Here is a 16,063-nt window from a genome sequence, read left to right as displayed (position 1 = left end):
GCTAAACCCCCGCAAAAACCCTCAGCTTCGAGAAGAGAATGCCGATGACCGAGCAGGCCACCGGGGCCCACCATCCGCAGCCGCGGCCCCGATCCTCTGGACAGCAGACGACGCCCGTCGAGCACGTCACGGGTGCGAAGTCCCTCATTCGTTCTCTTGAGGAAGTCGGGGCCGACACGGTATTCGGCATCCCCGGCGGCGCCATCCTTCCCGCGTACGACCCGATGATGGACTCCACCCGCGTCCGCCACGTCCTGGTCAGGCACGAGCAGGGCGCCGGCCACGCGGCCACTGGTTACGCGCAGGCCACCGGCAAGGTCGGCGTCTGCATGGCGACGAGCGGCCCCGGCGCCACCAACCTCGTCACGCCGATCGCCGACGCCCACATGGACTCCGTCCCGCTGGTCGCGATCACCGGTCAGGTGGCCTCCAAGGCCATCGGCACCGACGCCTTCCAGGAGGCGGACATCGTCGGCATCACGATGCCGATCACCAAGCACAACTTCCTGGTCACCAAGGCCGAGGACATCCCGCGCACCATCGCCGAGGCCTTCCACATCGCCTCGACCGGCCGCCCGGGCCCCGTCCTGGTGGACATCGCCAAGGACGCGCTCCAGGCGCAGACGACGTTCTCCTGGCCGCCGCAGCTCGACCTGGCCGGCTACCGCCCGGTCACCAAGCCGCACGCCAAGCAGATCCGCGAGGCCGCCAAGCTGATCACCGCCGCCAAGCGGCCGGTGCTCTACGTCGGCGGCGGCGTCCTGAAGGCCCGGGCCACCGCCGAGCTGAAGGTCCTGGCGGAGCTCACCGGAGCGCCCGTCACCACCACTCTGATGGCGCTCGGCGCGTTCCCCGACAGCCACCCGCAGCATGTGGGGATGCCGGGCATGCACGGCGCGGTCACCGCCGTCGCCGCGCTGCAGAAGGCCGACCTGATCGTCGCCCTCGGAGCCCGCTTCGACGACCGCGTCACCGGCAAGCTGGACAGCTTCGCCCCGTACGCCAAGGTCGTGCACGCCGACGTCGACCCCGCCGAGATCGGCAAGAACCGCGCCGCCGACGTGCCGATCGTCGGTGACGCCCGCGAGGTCATCGCCGACCTGGTCCAGGCCGTCCAGGCCGAGCACAATGAGGGCCACACGGGCGACTACACCGCCTGGTGGGCCGACCTCGACCGCTGGCGCGAGACCTACCCCCTCGGCTACACCCAGCCCGAGGACGGCTCGCTCTCCCCGCAGCACGTCATCGAGCGCGTCGGCCGGCTCGCCCCCGAGGGCACGATCTTCGCCGCGGGCGTCGGCCAGCACCAGATGTGGGCCGCCCACTTCATCGAGTACGACAAGCCCGCGACCTGGCTCAACTCCGGCGGCGCCGGGACGATGGGGTACGCGGTCCCGGCCGCCATGGGCGCCAAGGCCGGACAGCCCGACCGCACGGTCTGGGCGATCGACGGCGACGGCTGCTTCCAGATGACCAATCAGGAGCTCACCACCTGCGCCCTGAACAACATTCCGATCAAGGTCGCCATCATCAACAACGGCGCCCTGGGCATGGTCCGCCAGTGGCAGACGCTCTTCTACAACCAGCGGTACTCCAACACCGTCCTGCACAGCGGCCCCGAGGCCATCGGCCCCAACAAGGGCACCCGCGTCCCGGACTTCGTCAAGCTGTCGGAGGCCATGGGCTGCGTGGCGCTGCGCTGCGAGCGCCCCGAGGACCTCGACAAGGTCATCGCCGAGGCCAACGCCATCAATGACCGGCCCGTCGTCGTCGACTTCATCGTCCACGAGGACGCCCAGGTCTGGCCGATGGTCGCGGCGGGCACCTCGAACGACGAGGTCATGGCCGCCCGGGGCGTCCGCCCCGACTTCGGCGACAACGAAGACGACTGAGACCGAGAGCGAAAGAGAGACCAAGAGTCATGTCCACCAAGCACACGCTCTCCGTCCTGGTCGAGAACACTCCCGGCATCCTCGCCCGGATCGCCGCCCTGTTCTCGCGCCGCGGCTTCAACATCGACTCGCTCGCCGTGGGCGTCACCGAGCACCCCGACATCTCCCGCATCACCATCGTCGTGAACGTCGAGGAACTCCCGCTCGAACAGGTCACCAAACAGCTCAACAAGCTCGTCAACGTCTTGAAGATCGTCGAACTGGAGCCGGACGCCGCCGTCGCCCGCGAGCTGGTCCTCGCCAAGGTCCGCGCGGACAACGAGACCCGCTCCCAGATCGTCGAGATCGTCCAGCTCTTCCGCGCCAAGACCGTGGACGTCTCCCCGGAGGCCGTCACCATCGAGGCCACCGGCAGCAGCGACAAGCTGGAGGCCATGCTCAAGATGCTGGAGCCCTTCGGCATCAAGGAGCTCGTGCAGTCCGGCACCATCGCGATCGGCCGCGGCTCCCGCTCCATCACCGACCGCAGTCTGCGGGCGCTCGACCGCAGCGCCTGACCGGGCCCGGTATCCCTCTCGGATACCGAGACCCGCCCCCTTCCCTCGCCGAACCCGCCGTACGGTGGGACGCAACACCAGCACACATAGGAGATTCCCAGTGGCCGAGCTGTTCTACGACGACGACGCCGACCTGTCCATCATCCAGGGCCGCAAGGTCGCGGTCATCGGATACGGCAGCCAGGGCCACGCCCACGCGCTGTCGCTCCGTGACTCGGGCGTCGACGTCCGCGTCGGTCTGCACGAGGGCTCCAAGTCCAAGGCCAAGGCCGAGGAGCAGGGCCTGCGGGTCGTCACCCCGTCCGAGGCGGCGGCCGAGGCCGACGTCATCATGATCCTGGTCCCGGACCCGATCCAGGCCCAGGTCTACGAGGAGTCCATCAAGGACAACCTCAAGGACGGCGACGCCCTGTTCTTCGGCCACGGCCTGAACATCCGCTACGGCTTCATCAAGGCCCCCGAGGGCGTCGACGTCTGCATGGTCGCCCCGAAGGGCCCGGGCCACCTGGTGCGCCGTCAGTACGAGGAGGGCCGCGGCGTCCCGTGCATCGCGGCCGTCGAGCAGGACGCCACCGGCAACGGCTTCCCGCTGGCGCTCTCGTACGCCAAGGGCATCGGCGGCACGCGTGCGGGCGTCATCAAGACGACCTTCACCGAGGAGACCGAGACCGACCTCTTCGGCGAGCAGGCCGTGCTCTGCGGCGGCACCGCCGCGCTGGTCAAGGCCGGCTTCGAGACGCTGACCGAGGCGGGCTACCAGCCGGAGATCGCGTACTTCGAGTGCCTCCACGAGCTGAAGCTGATCGTGGACCTCATGTACGAGGGCGGCCTGGAGAAGATGCGCTGGTCGGTCTCCGAGACCGCCGAGTGGGGCGACTACATCACCGGCCCGCGGATCATCACGGACGCCACCAAGGCCGAGATGAAGAAGGTCCTCGCCGAGATCCAGGACGGCACGTTCGCCAAGAACTGGATGGACGAGTACCACGGCGGTCTGAAGAAGTACAACGAGTACAAGACGCAGGACGAGAACCACCTGCTGGAGACCACGGGCAAGGAGCTCCGCAAGCTCATGTCCTGGGTCAACGACGACGACGCGTAAGTCGTACGGCACAAGGGCCGGGGCGCGAGCCCCGGCCCTTGTCCACCGCGTCCAGCCACGGACGGGTGATCCTTCCGAAGCGGCGCATGCTGAGGCGCGTCGCGCCACTATGCTTCTGTTCAACATTCGCGTCGGGCCCACAGCGTCGTGCGTCTTCCACGCGGCTAAGCGACTCCGCCTGCGGCCGTCGGGACGGCCGTCCGCCAGGGACTTGTGAGGACTCACGTGAGCACTGCTGCCACCGGCAAACCCGTCGTACTCATCGCTGAAGAGCTGTCGCCCGCGACCGTAGACGCCCTGGGCCCGGACTTCGAGATCCGCCAGTGCAACGGCGCGGACCGGGCCGAGCTGCTGCCCGCGATCGCCGACGTCGACGCGATCCTGGTCCGCTCCGCGACCAAGGTCGACGCCGAGGCCATCGCCGCCGCGAAGAAGCTGAAGGTCGTCGCCCGCGCGGGCGTGGGCCTCGACAATGTCGACGTCTCCGCCGCCACCAAGGCCGGCGTCATGGTCGTCAACGCCCCCACGTCGAACATCGTCACCGCGGCCGAGCTCGCCTGCGGCCTGCTCCTGGCCACCGCGCGCAACATCCCGCAGGCCAACGCCGCCCTGAAGAACGGCGAGTGGAAGCGCTCCAAGTACACGGGCGTCGAGCTGGCGGAGAAGACCCTCGGCGTCGTCGGCCTCGGCCGCATCGGCGCCCTCGTCGCCCAGCGCATGAGCGCCTTCGGCATGAAGGTCGTCGCCTACGACCCGTACGTGCAGCCCGCGCGCGCCGCCCAGATGGGCGTGAAGGTCCTCTCGCTCGACGAGCTGCTCGAAGTCTCCGACTTCATCACCGTGCACCTCCCGAAGACCCCCGAGACGCTCGGCCTCATCGGCGACGAGGCGCTGCACAAGGTCAAGCCGACCGTCCGCATCGTCAACGCCGCGCGCGGCGGCATCGTCGACGAGGAGGCGCTGCACTCCGCCCTCAAGGAGGGCCGCGTCGCCGGCGCCGGTCTCGACGTGTACGCGAAGGAGCCCTGCACGGACTCCCCGCTCTTCCAGTTCGACCAGGTCGTCTGCACCCCGCACCTGGGCGCCTCCACGGACGAGGCCCAGGAGAAGGCCGGCATCGCCGTCGCCAAGTCGGTGCGTCTCGCGCTCGCCGGTGAGCTCGTGCCGGACGCCGTGAACGTCCAGGGCGGCGTCATCGCCGAGGACGTCCGTCCCGGCCTGCCGCTCGCCGAGAAGCTCGGCCGCATCTTCACCGCCCTCGCGAGCGAGGTCGCGGCCCGCCTCGACGTCGAGGTGTACGGCGAGATCACCCAGCACGACGTGAAGGTGCTCGAACTCTCCGCGCTGAAGGGCGTCTTCGAGGACGTCGTCGACGAGACCGTCTCGTACGTGAACGCGCCGCTGTTCGCCCAGGAGCGAGGCGTCGAGGTCCGCCTCACCACCAGCTCCGAGTCGCCCGACCACCGCAATGTGGTCACCGTGCGCGGCACGCTCTCCGGCGGCGAGGAGATCGCGGTCTCCGGCACGCTGGCCGGGCCCAAGCACCTGCAGAAGATCGTCTCCATCGGCGAGTACGACGTGGACCTGGCCCTGGCCGACCACATGGTCGTCCTGCGGTACGCGGACCGTCCCGGCGTCGTCGGCACCGTCGGCCGCGTCCTCGGCGAAGCCGGCATCAACATCGGCGGCATGCAGGTCGCCCGCGCCGACGTCGGCGGGGAGGCCCTCGCGGTGCTCACCGTCGACGACACGGTGCCGCAGCCGGTGCTCAACGAACTGGCCGAGGAGATCGGCGCGCAGTCCGTGCGCGCGGTGGACCTCACGGACTAGGGCTCCGGAGCCCCGTACGGCCGAATCGCCGGCTGCGCCGGGCTCGCCTCAGACGCCGGACGGGCTGGATACCCCGTCCGGCGTTTCTGCTGCGCGGGGTTCCGTTCCGCGCAGCGTCCTCGCGGACAGTGCCGCCGCCGCGAGCAGCAGGACCGCTCCCGTCAGGGCCGCCGCGTGCATGCCGCTGGTGAAGGCTTCCCCGGCCGTCTTCAGGAGGGCGTTCGCGGCCTGTTCGGGCAGGTGGTGGGCCGCCGCCAGGGCGCCGCCCAGTGTCTCGTGGGCCTCGGCCGGGGCGGAGGCGGGGATCGCGTCGCGGTAGACCGCGTTGCCGATGGAGCCCAGGAGCGCCATGCCCATCGCGCCGCCGAACTCCTGGCCGGTCTCCAGGAGCGAGGACGCGGTGCCCGCCCGGTGCGCGGGGGCGGCGCCGAGCGCCAGGTCGGTGAGCTGGGCGCCGATGACGACCGCGCCGCAGGCCAGCAGGCCGGAACCGGCGAGGACCAGCCACAGGGAGTCGGTGCCCGTCAGGGCGAGCAGGCCGTAGCCGCAGGCGGAGAGGGCGAAGCCGAAGGCCACCACGTGGGCGCGGTCCAGGCCGCGCTGGACCAGGGCCGTGGCGAGCGGTGCCGCGAAGCCGATGAGAACCGAGGGCAGCAGCGCCCAGAGCGCGGCCTCCATGGCGCTCTTGCCGAGCACCGACTGGAGGTACTGCGTGGTGAAGTACGCCGAGCCCATCATCGCCAGGGAGGAGACGAGGTTCAGCGAGACCGCGGCGCCGAAGGCCCGGCCGCGGCCCCGGAACAGCCCCGGCGGGATCATCGGTGAGGCCGCGGTGCGCTGGCGGTGCACGAAGAGGACGGCGAACAGCAGCCCGACGGCGACGGACACCACGTAGGGGAGCCGTACCCCCTCGGCGGGCATCTCCTTGAGGCCCCAGACCAGCGGGAGCACGGCGGCCGTCGACAGCGGGACGCTCAGCAGGTCGAAGCGGCCCGGCGCGGGGTTCTTGGACTCCGGGATCAGCAGGGGCGCGAGGACCAGCAGCAGCGCCATCGCGGGCAGGTTGACCATGAAGACCGAGCCCCACCAGAAGTGTTCGACGAGGACGCCGCTCATCACCGAGCCGAGCGCGATGCCCGCGACCAGCACGCCCTGCCAGATCCCGATGGCCTTCGCGCGCTCTCCCGCGTCGCGGAACAGGGTGCGCACCAGGGCCAGGGTGGACGGCATCAGGGTCGCGCCGCCGATGCCCAGGACCGCGCGGGCGGCGATCAGCGTCTCGGCGCTCTCCGCGTACGCGGCGACGAGCGAGGCGGCGCCGAAGGCCGTGGCGCCGAACATGAGCAGCCTGCGGCGGCCCACGCGGTCGCCCAGGGAGCCCATGGTCATCAGGAGTCCGGCGAGCACGAACGCGTAGATGTCGAGGATCCAGAGCTGCTGTGTGCCGCTCGGCCGCAGGTCGGCGGCGATCTGCGGGATGGCGAAGTAGAGGACGGAGACGTCCATGGAGACCAGGAGCAACGGGAGCATCAGGACGGCGAGCGCGGTCCATTCCCTGCGGGTGGCACGGGAGTTCGTCTGCATGGCCGGGACTGTACGAGCGTATAAAACGTTTGTCTAGTACGTATGTATAGTACGGCTGTCCGGCGCGGCCGTATGGGGCACAGGTATGGGACGCGCGTATGGGACGGTTGTATGAGCGGCGGCTAGGCTGGCCGGCATGGGACATCGCGAAGATCTGCTCGAAGGCGCCAAGCGCTGCCTCCTCGAAAAGGGGTTCGTCCGTACGACGGCCCGCGACATCGTGAAGGAGTCGGGGACGAACCTCGCGTCCATCGGCTACCACTACGGGTCCAAGGACGCCCTGCTCGTGGAGGGGTTCATCGCGCTCATCGGGCCGATGGCCGAGGACTTCGCGCCCGCGCGGAGAGAAGGGGACGCCGAGAAGCGTGGCCTTGAGCGCTTCCAGGAGGTGTGGACGGGCATCCTCGGCTCGGTCCCCCGGTCGCGGCCCATCTGGATGCTGATCCTGGAGGTCATCACGCAGGGCGAGCGCCTGGCGGGCATCCGCGACCTGCTGGTCAAGGCGCAGGGGGAGGGGCGCAGCGGTCTCGCCGCCGTGCTCACCGGCATCGACGAGAGCGTCATCCCGGACGACGTCGTCGAGACCGAGGGGCGTCTCTACACGACGCTGCTCAACGGCCTGATGGTCCAGTGGCTCTTCGATCCGGAGACGGCGACCACCGCCGAGCAGCTGACCGAGGGGCTGCGGCGCGCGATGGAGCGGATGCGGGACGAGGCGGCCTGAACGAACGGGAGCGCGCACCCGGGGCCGGGGGAGCGGCTCCGGGTGCGCGCGGTGGGGGCGGGCGGTCGTTCACCGCCCGCCGCGGGTGATCGGCCCGAGGCGGCCGACTACCACTTCATGCAGGCGCGCGGGACGTAGCCCCGGAACCTGCCGTTGTTCGGGTCGACGTACAGCCACTCGCTGCTCTTCTTGCCGCAGAGCGTGTACGTCTGGCCCTTGAAGGACTTGCCGTCGTTGCAGAGGAACGCCTTGCGGCCCTTGTTGATCTGGCCGACGGCGGTGCCGCTCACCTTCGCGGTCTTGCGCACCTTCACCGTCTCCTTGGCGGGGACGTTGGTGAGTCCCCGGGAGCAGTCGGGCTTCGTGGCCGCGGCGGCGGCGCCCGCGGTGACGGTGGTGCCGACGAGCGCGAGGGCCGAGACGGCGACGGCGCCGGCGGCGAACTTCCTGAACTTCATGAGGCTGTGGTTCTCCCGTGTGAAGGGTGCATGTTCGTTCGGGGAAGAACCTACAACCGCAAGATCGCGCCGCATCCGGCCAAGAGCCGTTCGTTACCCGCCACTTACAGTCGTGACGACTTTAGGACCATGTGCAGCAGCAGCCGGTCCTCGCCGTCGTCCAGATCGAGGCCGGTGAGCTGTTCCACGCGCGAGAGCCGGTAGTAGAGCGTCTGCCGGTGGATGCGCAGCTCCGCGGCCGTGCGGCCCGCCTGGCCCGCGCAGTCGAGGAACACCTCGGCGGTGCGGGCCAGTTCACGGTGGGCGGGGCTCAGCAGCTGCCCGCCCACCGGGTCGTGGGCGGCCTCCGGCGGCAGGGCGGTGAGCAGCCGGTAGGGACCCACGTCCGACCAGTGCGCCACCGGGGCGAACCGCTGCTCGGCCAGGGCCGCGCGCGCCGCCCCCGACGCCTCCCACCAGGCCGCGCCCAGATCCTCCAGGCCGTGCCGGGCGCCGGCGATCCCCGCGGCGGCGCTCCCCGACGTCCCGCGCGCGGCCTCCGCCAGGCGCGACGCCGCGGTGTGCGCGGGCGACAGCGCGTCGGCGGAGCGCAGCCGGACCAGGGCCGCGAGGGACTGCCGCGTCGTGCCCCACGGCACCGTGCAGACCGCCGCGGCTCCCGGCACCGTGCGCGCCGCGGGGATCTCCTCGGGGTCGGCGGTGGGCCAGGGGGCCACGCAGACCACGGCGTGCAGGTTCTCCGCGCGGGAGCCGAGGGCCGTGCGCAGGGCGGCCACCGCCATGTCCCGCTGCCAGCCGCGCTCGGCCGTGAGGACCGCGCGGAACTCCCTGGTCAGATCGGCGCCCGCCTGCGCCTCGTCGGCGAGGAGAGCGCCGATCCGCCCGGCCACCTCCATGGCGGCGGCGAGCTGCCGGTCGCTGGGCCCCGGCTCGTCGTCGAGCAGCCATACGTAGCCCAGGGCGAAGCCGCGGTGACGCACCGGCAGGCAGATCCGGCCCCGCAGGACGCCCGCCTCCGGGGTGGGCGGGATGCGGACGGGGCCCGTGGCGCGCGTGATGCCGAAGCTCTCGAACCAGGCGCGGACCTCGGCCGTGGAGCGGCGGGTCAGGATCGAGCGGGTCCTGACGGGGTCGAGGACGGCCGCGTCGAAGCCGCTGTCGCCGCCGCCGTCGTGTGCCCCGAAGGCGATCAGCTCGAAGTCCCGGTTCTCCAGCGTCGCGGGAGCGCCGAGGAGCGCCGAGATCTCGTCCACCGGTTCCTGGTAGTCGCCTTTCACTCCTCCATTCTCGCGCAGGGTGTCCGCTTCTTCAGACATCTGTCTGAGATCCGGGGCGCGGATGCGTGACAGGTGTCGATGGTTCGGGCCCCGGCGGATCCTTAGATTTCACGGTGGTTCTCCGTGCCGTACCGCCACGTTTCCCGTATGAGGGGCATGTCCGGTACGCACTCGATTTCGTACACCTGTGGAGGTGCCCGTGCTGGGTCCCGTGATTCTCGCCGCGTCACGCAGCGACAAGATGCGCCGTTTCGTCTCGGCGGCCCCCGGCACCAAGCAGGTCGTCGACCGCTTCATCGCGGGCGAGACCGTCGACCACGTCGTGCCGATCATCGTCGACGCCGCCGACAAGGGCCTTGAGGTCACCCTCGACGTGGTGGGCGAGGACATCACCACCGTCGAGCAGTCCCACGCCGCCCGCGACGCCTACCTGGAGCTCATCGGGCGCCTGAAGGACCTGGGCCTCGGCACGAAGGCCGAGATGTCGGTGAAGCTGTCCATGTTCGGCCAGGCGCTGGAGGGCGGCCACGAGCTGGCTCTCGCCAACGTCCGGCCCGTCGTCGAGGCCGCCGCGGCCATCGGCACCACGGTCACCCTGGACGCCGAGGACCACACCACCCTCGACTCGATGTTCGCCATCCACGAGGAGCTGCGGAAGGACTTCCCGCAGACCGGCTGCGTCATCCAGTCCTACCTCTTCCGCACCGAGGCCGACGCCCGCCGCCTGGCCGCCGCCGGCAGCCGCGTACGCATCGTGAAGGGCGCCTACAAGGAGCCCGCCGAGGTCGCCCACCAGGACAAGGCGGAGATCGACAAGGCCTACGTGCGGATCACCCGTATCCTCATGGAGGGCGACGGGTACCCGATGATCGGCTCGCACGATCCGCGGCTGATCTCCATCGCGCAGGAGCTCGCCCGGCGCGCGGGGCGCAAACTGGATGAGTACGAGTTCCAGATGCTGTACGGCATCCGCAGCGACGAGCACCTGCGGCTCGCCGCCGAGGGCCACCGCATGCGCGTGTACACCGCCTACGGCACCGACTGGTACGGCTACTTCATGCGCCGCCTCGCCGAGAAGCCCGCCAACCTGCTCTTCTTCGCCCGCTCCATCCTCACCAAGGACTGAACCAAGGGCTGAGCTTCCCACCCCCTCGACCCCCTCAAAGGAGATACGGAACTCATGGACGCTGTCACTCAGGTCCCCGCCCCGGTCAACGAGCCGGTGCACGGTTACGCCCCCGGTTCCCCGGAGCGCGCCCGCCTGGAGACCAAGCTCAAGGAGCTGGCCGAGAACCCGATCGAGCTGCCGATGACCATCGGCGGCGTCAAGCGCCTCGGTGGCGGCGAGCCCTTCCAGGTCGTGCAGCCGCACAACCACAAGGCGGTCATCGGCACCGGCCGCGGCGCCACCCAGCAGGACGCCCAGGACGCGATCGACGCCGCCCTGGCCGCCGCCCCCGCGTGGCGCGCCATGTCCTTCGACGACCGCGCCGCGATCATCCTGCGCGCCGCCGAGCTGCTGTCCACGACGTGGCGCGAGACCATGGCCGCCTCGACGATGCTCGGCCAGGGCAAGACCGCCCAGCAGGCCGAGATCGACACCCCCTGCGAGCTGGTCGACTTCTGGCGCTTCAACGTCAAGTACGCCCGTGACCTGCTCGCCGAGCAGCCCCCGGCCAACGCGCCCGGCGTCTGGAACCGCCTGGACCACCGCCCGCTCGAGGGCTTCGTCTACGCGATCACGCCGTTCAACTTCACCGCCATCGCGGGTAACCTCCCCACCGCCCCCGCCCTGATGGGCAACGTGGTCGTGTGGAAGCCGTCCCCGACGCAGACGCACGCCGCCGTGCTGCTCATGCAGCTCCTGGAGGAGGCGGGCCTGCCCAAGGGCGTCATCAACCTCGTCACCGGTGACGGCATCGCCGTCTCCGAGGTCGCCCTGAACCACCGCGACCTCGCCGGCATCCACTTCACCGGCTCCACCCCGACCTTCCAGTACCTGTGGAAGACGGTCGGCGAGAACATCGCCAAGTACCGCACCTACCCGCGCCTCGTCGGCGAGACCGGCGGCAAGGACTTCGTCGTCGCCCACCCGAGCGCCGACCGCGCGATCCTGAAGACCGCGCTGACCCGCGGCTCCTTCGAGTACCAGGGCCAGAAGTGCTCCGCCAGCTCGCGCGCCTACATCCCGGCCTCCATCTGGAACTCCGGGTTCAAGGAGGAGTTCGCGGCCGAGGTCGACGGCATCAAGATGGGTGACGTCACCGACCTGTCGAACTTCATCGGCGCCGTCATCGACGAGCGCGCGTTCGCCAAGAACAAGGCGGCCATCGACCGCGCCAAGGCGGACGACTCCTGCACCATCGTCGCGGGCGGCACCTACGACGACTCGGTCGGCTACTTCGTGCGCCCGACCGTCATCGAGTGCGCCGACCCGGCCAACGAGGTCTTCACGACCGAGTACTTCGGCCCGATCCTCGCCGTCCACGTCTACGAGGACGACAAGTACGACGAGATGCTGGCCCAGATGGAGTCGGTCTCCGACTACGCGCTGACCGGCTCGGTCATCGCGGGTGACCGCGCCGCCGCCGCGCACACGATGGAGAAGCTCCGCTTCGCCGCGGGCAACTTCTACATCAACGACAAGTCGACCGGCGCCGTCGTCGGCCAGCAGCCCTTCGGCGGCGGCCGTGCCTCCGGCACCAACGACAAGGCCGGCGCCCCGCAGAACCTCCAGCGCTGGACCCTGACCCGGGCCATCAAGGAGACGCTGGTGCCGCCGACCGAGTACGGCTACCCGCACATGGGCTGACGCCCCGCACGGGCCCCTGCGGCCCGCCCCTGAACCCCGCCTCCGACCTGGGCCCCACCCCGGTCGGAGGCGGTGTCGTTCGTGCGGCAGGGCCGCGTTCAGACCTCCACGAGGACCTGGTCCAGCGACTTGCGCACGAGGTCGGGCACCCGGCAGTCCGGCGCCGGATACCCGACGGGGATCACCGCGAACGCCTTCTCGTTCGCGGGGCGGCCGAGCACCTCCGAGAGGAACCGCATCGGGCTCGGCGTGTGGATCAGGGCGGCGAGCCCGGACAGGTGCAGGGCGGAGAGCAGCATGCCGACCGCGATGCCGACGGACTCGTCCACGTAGTAGTGCTTGTGCTTGGCGCCGTCGTCGCCGAGCCAGTGGCGCTGCTGGAAGACGACGATCAGGGCGGGGGCGTCCGTCAGGTGCGCTTTGACCTCGTCCGTGCCGAGGGGGCGCAGGGCAGCGAGCCACTCCTCGCCGAGCCGCCCGCCGTAGGAGACGCGCTCCTCGTGCTCGGCGGCCTCGCGGATGCGGCGGCGCACCTCCGGGTCCTTGACGAGGACGAACGTCCACGGCTGCTGGTGCGCGCCGGACGGCGCCGTCGCCGCGCACGCGATGGCGTCCCGTATGACCTGCTCCGGGACGGGGTCGGGGGAGAACTGCCGCACGGTGCGGCGTTCGTCCATGCGCGTGCGCAGCCGGGCGGCGGTCTCGCGGGACTCCGCCTCGGGCATGCGCTCGGGCCGGTAGGGGACGGATCGGTAGGGCAGGCCGTGGATGGGGGCCCACTCCCGCTGCTGCTGGGTCTCAGACATGTTCCCGATTCTGGGCGCCCGGCGCCGTCGGCGCCGGGCTTTCCGCGGTCTTGGCCGGGGCTCGGCCCCGGCCCGCCGTCCTCACTGCGCCCCCACCACCGCCGGCAGGAGTGCGAGCAGCAGGGAGTCGACGCGGTCGAGGGGGCCGCCGAAGCCCGGTCCGCCCGGGGCCGGGAAATCGGCGTGCGGACTCAGACGGGGGCTGAGTACGGTGGCGCCGTGACCATCCTGCGTACGGCCCACACCAGTGAACTGACGGCGGCCGAGCTGCGCGCCGCGCGCTCCCTGCTCGACGAGGCCTTCGACGGCGACTTCGGCGACCACGACTGGGACCACGGCCTCGGCGGCGTGCACGCCCTCGTCCACGACGCCACGGACGCCCTGCTCGCGCACGGCTCGGTGACCCAGCGCCGCGTCCTGCACGCCGGCCGCTCGTACCGCGTCGGGTATGTGGAGGCGGTCGCCGTCCGCCCCGACCGGTGGCGCCAGGGCCTCGGCGGCCGGGTCACGGGCGCTTTGGAGCACGTCATCGACCGGGCGTACGACCTGGGCGCGCTGTCCGCCTCCGACGCGGGAGCGCGGCTGTACCTCGGGCGCGGCTGGACGGAGTGGAAGGGCGCGGTCGGCACGCTCGGCCCGCGGGGCCCCGTCACCCTGCCGGACGAGGAGCCGCCGCTGCTGTGGGGCGCGGACCTGGACCCGGCGCACGAGCTGTTCATCGACTGGCGCGACGGCGACGTGTACTGACCCGTGCGAGGGGCGGCGCCGGGCACGGCCCTCAGACAGCCGTCGGTGGCGCGGACGATCATCTTTCCGAGGTTCTCGCCCCGCAGCATCCCGAAGGAACGCCTCCACGATCCGGTCGAAGCCCGTGACCACAATCTCGTCCAGGGCCACCCGGCCGCCGCGCAGGTGCGGCACCACGAACTCGTACAGCTCCTCCTGCACGTGGCGGTAGTCGCGGACGAGGAAGCCCTCCGCCTGACGGCCGTCTCAGATAGTAGGAAGTCCGAGTAATTGTGGAGACAGACGCTCCGTCCTCCCTTAGCGTTGTAGGAGCCGAACGTCTCGCTCGATCAAGCGAATGGCGGTCGTGAGCCGGAGCTCCGCGCAGGCGAACCCTGCCGCTCCGCGGCTCCCCGCCCCCGGCGTCTCGAAATCACCCTTCCCTCAAGGAGTGGATCCCCCATGGCCGAGACGACCGTCCGCCGAGTCCGTCACCTCTCCCGCAGCAGCGACGCCGAGCGCAAGAACGCCGCCGCGGCCCTTCAGCGCGCCCTCGACCGCAGGGACAACGGCGGCGAGACGGGGCACTGAGCCCCGCGCGTACGCCCGCGTCGCGGTCACCTCCGGTTCACCGCGCGCCGCGTACGACCTCGAAGTGGTCGACGCGCTCGCCGCTCTCGGCGAGCGCGGAGACCGTCATCCTCGGACGCGTGCCGGCCGTCACCTCCACCGCGAGGAACGAATAGCCGGTGTAGCGCACCCGGGACCACTCGACGGTCTCGGGCTCGGACCGCCGCCGCTTTGTCCAGCGGAAGGTCTCGACGTGGTCGCGCTCGTGGACGTGGCCCTCGTAGCTGTCCTCGACCCCGGGGCCGAAGCCGTAGAGGTCCTTGCCCGCGCCGCCCGCCGTGACGTACACGATGCCGTCACGCGTCGGATCGGTCGACGCGCCGACCGGCACGGGCTTGCCGACCTCGCCGTCCTTGATGGCGTCGGTGCGTTCGTAGACGTGGTTGTGGCCGTTGATCACCAGGTCCACCTGGTGCTTCGCGAACAGCTTCAGCCAGGCGTCGCGGACCCCGCCGTCCGAGGCGTGCCGCGACGTCGAGTAGGCGCAGTGGTGGAAGAAGACCACGATGAAGTCGGTTCCGGCGTCCGCCCGCAGGTCGCCGAGCCGCCGGTCGAGCCAGGCGGTCTGCCTGCCGTCCGTGTACCCCCGGTTGACCGGTATCTCGTACGAGACGTCGTTGGCGTCGAGGGCGACGACGCCGACGTTGCCGTAGCGGAAGGAGTAGACGCCGGGCGCCTTCGCCGGGTCGAAGCCGTTGTCGGGCAGGGACCAGCGCGCGGCCTGCCCGCCGTAGCCGTTCGGCGAGTACCACGCCTCCATGTCGTGGTTGCCGGTCGTCACCATCCACGGAACCGACTTCGCGACCGATTCCGTCTGCGCGAGGAAGGTGTCCCACACGCGCGCGTCATAGGTGTCGGACTCCTTGCCGTGCCCGGTGTCGTCCGCGTAGCAGATGTCGCCCGCGTGCAGGTGGAAGGCCGGGTCCTGGCCCAGGATGAGCTGGTCGTTGGCGAGCGCGTGGTAGCTCACGCCCTGGTCGCCGAAGGCGGTGAAGACGAACCGCCCGGCCTTCGCGGGCGCCGTCCTGAACGTGCCGAGCGTCGCCATCCGCTCGGGCGACGCGGGGTCGAAGCCGTCGTGCCCGACGCCGTAGTAGTACGTCGTGTCCGGCCGCAGCCCGTCGAGCGCCGCGTGCACGTAGTACTGCTCGACGGCGGGGAGCTTCTTCGACAGCGAAGGAGTGCGCAGGTCACGCACCTCGGCGGCGATCTTCTGGCTCAGCTCCCAGGGCCGCGTGCCGATCCGCACGAACGGGGAGCGCACCGCGAGCGGCACCTGCCAGGAGATCCGCATCTGCGTCCGCGGGTCCGCGCCGAACGCGAGGTGCCGTCCGAAGGGCGCGACCAGCCGGCCGTCGACGCGGGCCCGGGAGGACGGCGCCACCGCCGAGGTGCGCGTGCCCGTCCGGCCGTGGGCGCTGCCCGAGCTGCCCGCGAGCAGTGCGGCGCCGGCCGCCGTCCCGGCCGCGGCGAACGACCCGGCGAGCACCCTGCGGCGGGAGAGCCGTCCGCGCAGGTACGCGTGCTGTTCCGGCATGCTCATCCCGGCCGCGAGCCGCTCCGGTATGCCGACATTGGGGGTGTCCATGCAGGGAGAAGTTCCCAGCGGTCCCAACGCATGGCGGGCCCCGAGGTGAAGAGGCGGTGGCCATGTGGTGGCGCGCG

14 protein-coding genes are annotated in these 16,063 nt (G+C 70.9%); 9 read left to right on the top strand and 5 right to left on the bottom strand.

Annotated elements, in window-relative coordinates:
* The first annotated feature begins 44 nt into the window (after nt 1-44).
* The 4 genes from DCW30_RS00155 (at nt 45) to serA (ending at nt 5,381) form a co-directional block, all read left to right on the top strand.
* Nucleotides 45-1,892: an acetolactate synthase large subunit gene (locus DCW30_RS00155; protein ID WP_076684349.1), complete on the top strand. Its 1,848-nt coding sequence runs from the start codon at nt 45-47 to the stop codon at nt 1,890-1,892.
* Nucleotides 1,893-1,921: 29 nt separating this feature from the next.
* Entirely contained in the window at nt 1,922-2,449 is a 528-nt protein-coding gene (ilvN, locus tag DCW30_RS00150) for an acetolactate synthase small subunit (protein ID WP_062771275.1), read from the top strand.
* A 100-nt stretch (nt 2,450-2,549) separates the two neighbouring features.
* Entirely contained in the window at nt 2,550-3,551 is a 1,002-nt protein-coding gene (gene ilvC / locus DCW30_RS00145) for a ketol-acid reductoisomerase (RefSeq protein ID WP_062771276.1), read from the top strand.
* 225 nt (nt 3,552-3,776) lie between these two features.
* Nucleotides 3,777-5,381 carry a phosphoglycerate dehydrogenase gene (gene serA / locus DCW30_RS00140; protein WP_062771277.1) on the top strand — a complete coding sequence of 535 codons (1,605 nt, stop codon included), beginning with the start codon at nt 3,777-3,779 and terminating at the stop codon, nt 5,379-5,381.
* Nucleotides 5,382-5,429: 48 nt separating this feature from the next.
* Here the strand turns inward: serA and DCW30_RS00135 are convergent, their stop codons facing one another.
* Nucleotides 5,430-6,965, bottom strand: a complete 1,536-nt coding sequence (locus DCW30_RS00135; RefSeq protein ID WP_076684348.1) for an MFS transporter — start codon at nt 6,963-6,965, stop codon at nt 5,430-5,432.
* Between the two features lie 136 nt (nt 6,966-7,101).
* On the opposite strand from DCW30_RS00135, the gene DCW30_RS00130 reads away from it, so the two are divergent.
* Complete coding sequence (locus tag DCW30_RS00130) at nt 7,102-7,689, top strand: TetR/AcrR family transcriptional regulator (RefSeq protein ID WP_076684347.1); 588 nt, start codon at nt 7,102-7,104, stop codon at nt 7,687-7,689.
* A gap of 107 nt (nt 7,690-7,796) precedes the next feature.
* Here the strand turns inward: DCW30_RS00130 and DCW30_RS00125 are convergent, their stop codons facing one another.
* Together DCW30_RS00125 and DCW30_RS00120 are read right to left on the bottom strand one after the other, a co-directional pair.
* Nucleotides 7,797-8,147: a hypothetical protein gene (locus DCW30_RS00125; RefSeq protein WP_076684346.1), complete on the bottom strand. Its 351-nt coding sequence runs from the start codon at nt 8,145-8,147 to the stop codon at nt 7,797-7,799.
* Between the two features lie 104 nt (nt 8,148-8,251).
* A complete protein-coding gene (locus tag DCW30_RS00120) occupies nt 8,252-9,463 on the bottom strand; it encodes a PucR family transcriptional regulator (RefSeq protein WP_076684345.1) in 1,212 nt (403 codons plus the stop codon).
* A gap of 160 nt (nt 9,464-9,623) precedes the next feature.
* Here DCW30_RS00120 and DCW30_RS00115 point away from each other — a divergent pair, with 160 nt between their 5' ends.
* Nucleotides 9,624-10,550, top strand: coding sequence for a proline dehydrogenase family protein (locus tag DCW30_RS00115; protein WP_062771282.1), 927 nt, complete (start codon nt 9,624-9,626; stop codon nt 10,548-10,550).
* Between the two features lie 54 nt (nt 10,551-10,604).
* Nucleotides 10,605-12,236 carry an L-glutamate gamma-semialdehyde dehydrogenase gene (gene pruA, locus DCW30_RS00110; protein WP_062771283.1) on the top strand — a complete coding sequence of 544 codons (1,632 nt, stop codon included), beginning with the start codon at nt 10,605-10,607 and terminating at the stop codon, nt 12,234-12,236.
* A gap of 98 nt (nt 12,237-12,334) precedes the next feature.
* Here pruA and DCW30_RS00105 read toward each other — a convergent pair whose 3' ends face one another.
* The gene (locus DCW30_RS00105; protein WP_076684344.1) at nt 12,335-13,042 is read right to left on the bottom strand and encodes a nitroreductase family protein; all 708 of its coding nucleotides are present in this window, start codon (nt 13,040-13,042) and stop codon (nt 12,335-12,337) included.
* Nucleotides 13,043-13,219: 177 nt separating this feature from the next.
* Here DCW30_RS00105 and DCW30_RS00100 point away from each other — a divergent pair, with 177 nt between their 5' ends.
* Both DCW30_RS00100 and DCW30_RS37850 read left to right on the top strand, forming a co-directional pair.
* On the top strand, nt 13,220-13,789 hold the full coding sequence (locus DCW30_RS00100; RefSeq protein ID WP_373569110.1) for a GNAT family N-acetyltransferase: 570 nt from the start codon (nt 13,220-13,222) through the stop codon (nt 13,787-13,789).
* Between the two features lie 441 nt (nt 13,790-14,230).
* The gene (locus DCW30_RS37850; protein WP_103557413.1) at nt 14,231-14,359 is read left to right on the top strand and encodes a hypothetical protein; all 129 of its coding nucleotides are present in this window, start codon (nt 14,231-14,233) and stop codon (nt 14,357-14,359) included.
* A 37-nt stretch (nt 14,360-14,396) separates the two neighbouring features.
* On the opposite strand, the gene DCW30_RS00085 is transcribed toward DCW30_RS37850, so the two are convergent.
* Nucleotides 14,397-15,986, bottom strand: coding sequence for a purple acid phosphatase family protein (locus tag DCW30_RS00085; protein WP_076684342.1), 1,590 nt, complete (start codon nt 15,984-15,986; stop codon nt 14,397-14,399).
* Nucleotides 15,987-16,063 lie beyond the last annotated feature (77 nt).

Source organism: Streptomyces alfalfae (assembly GCF_004127445.1).
GTDB classification, from domain to species: domain Bacteria; phylum Actinomycetota; class Actinomycetes; order Streptomycetales; family Streptomycetaceae; genus Streptomyces; species Streptomyces alfalfae.
Note: the sequence above shows the minus strand (reverse complement) of the source record. Positions and strands in the feature narration are given on the sequence as shown.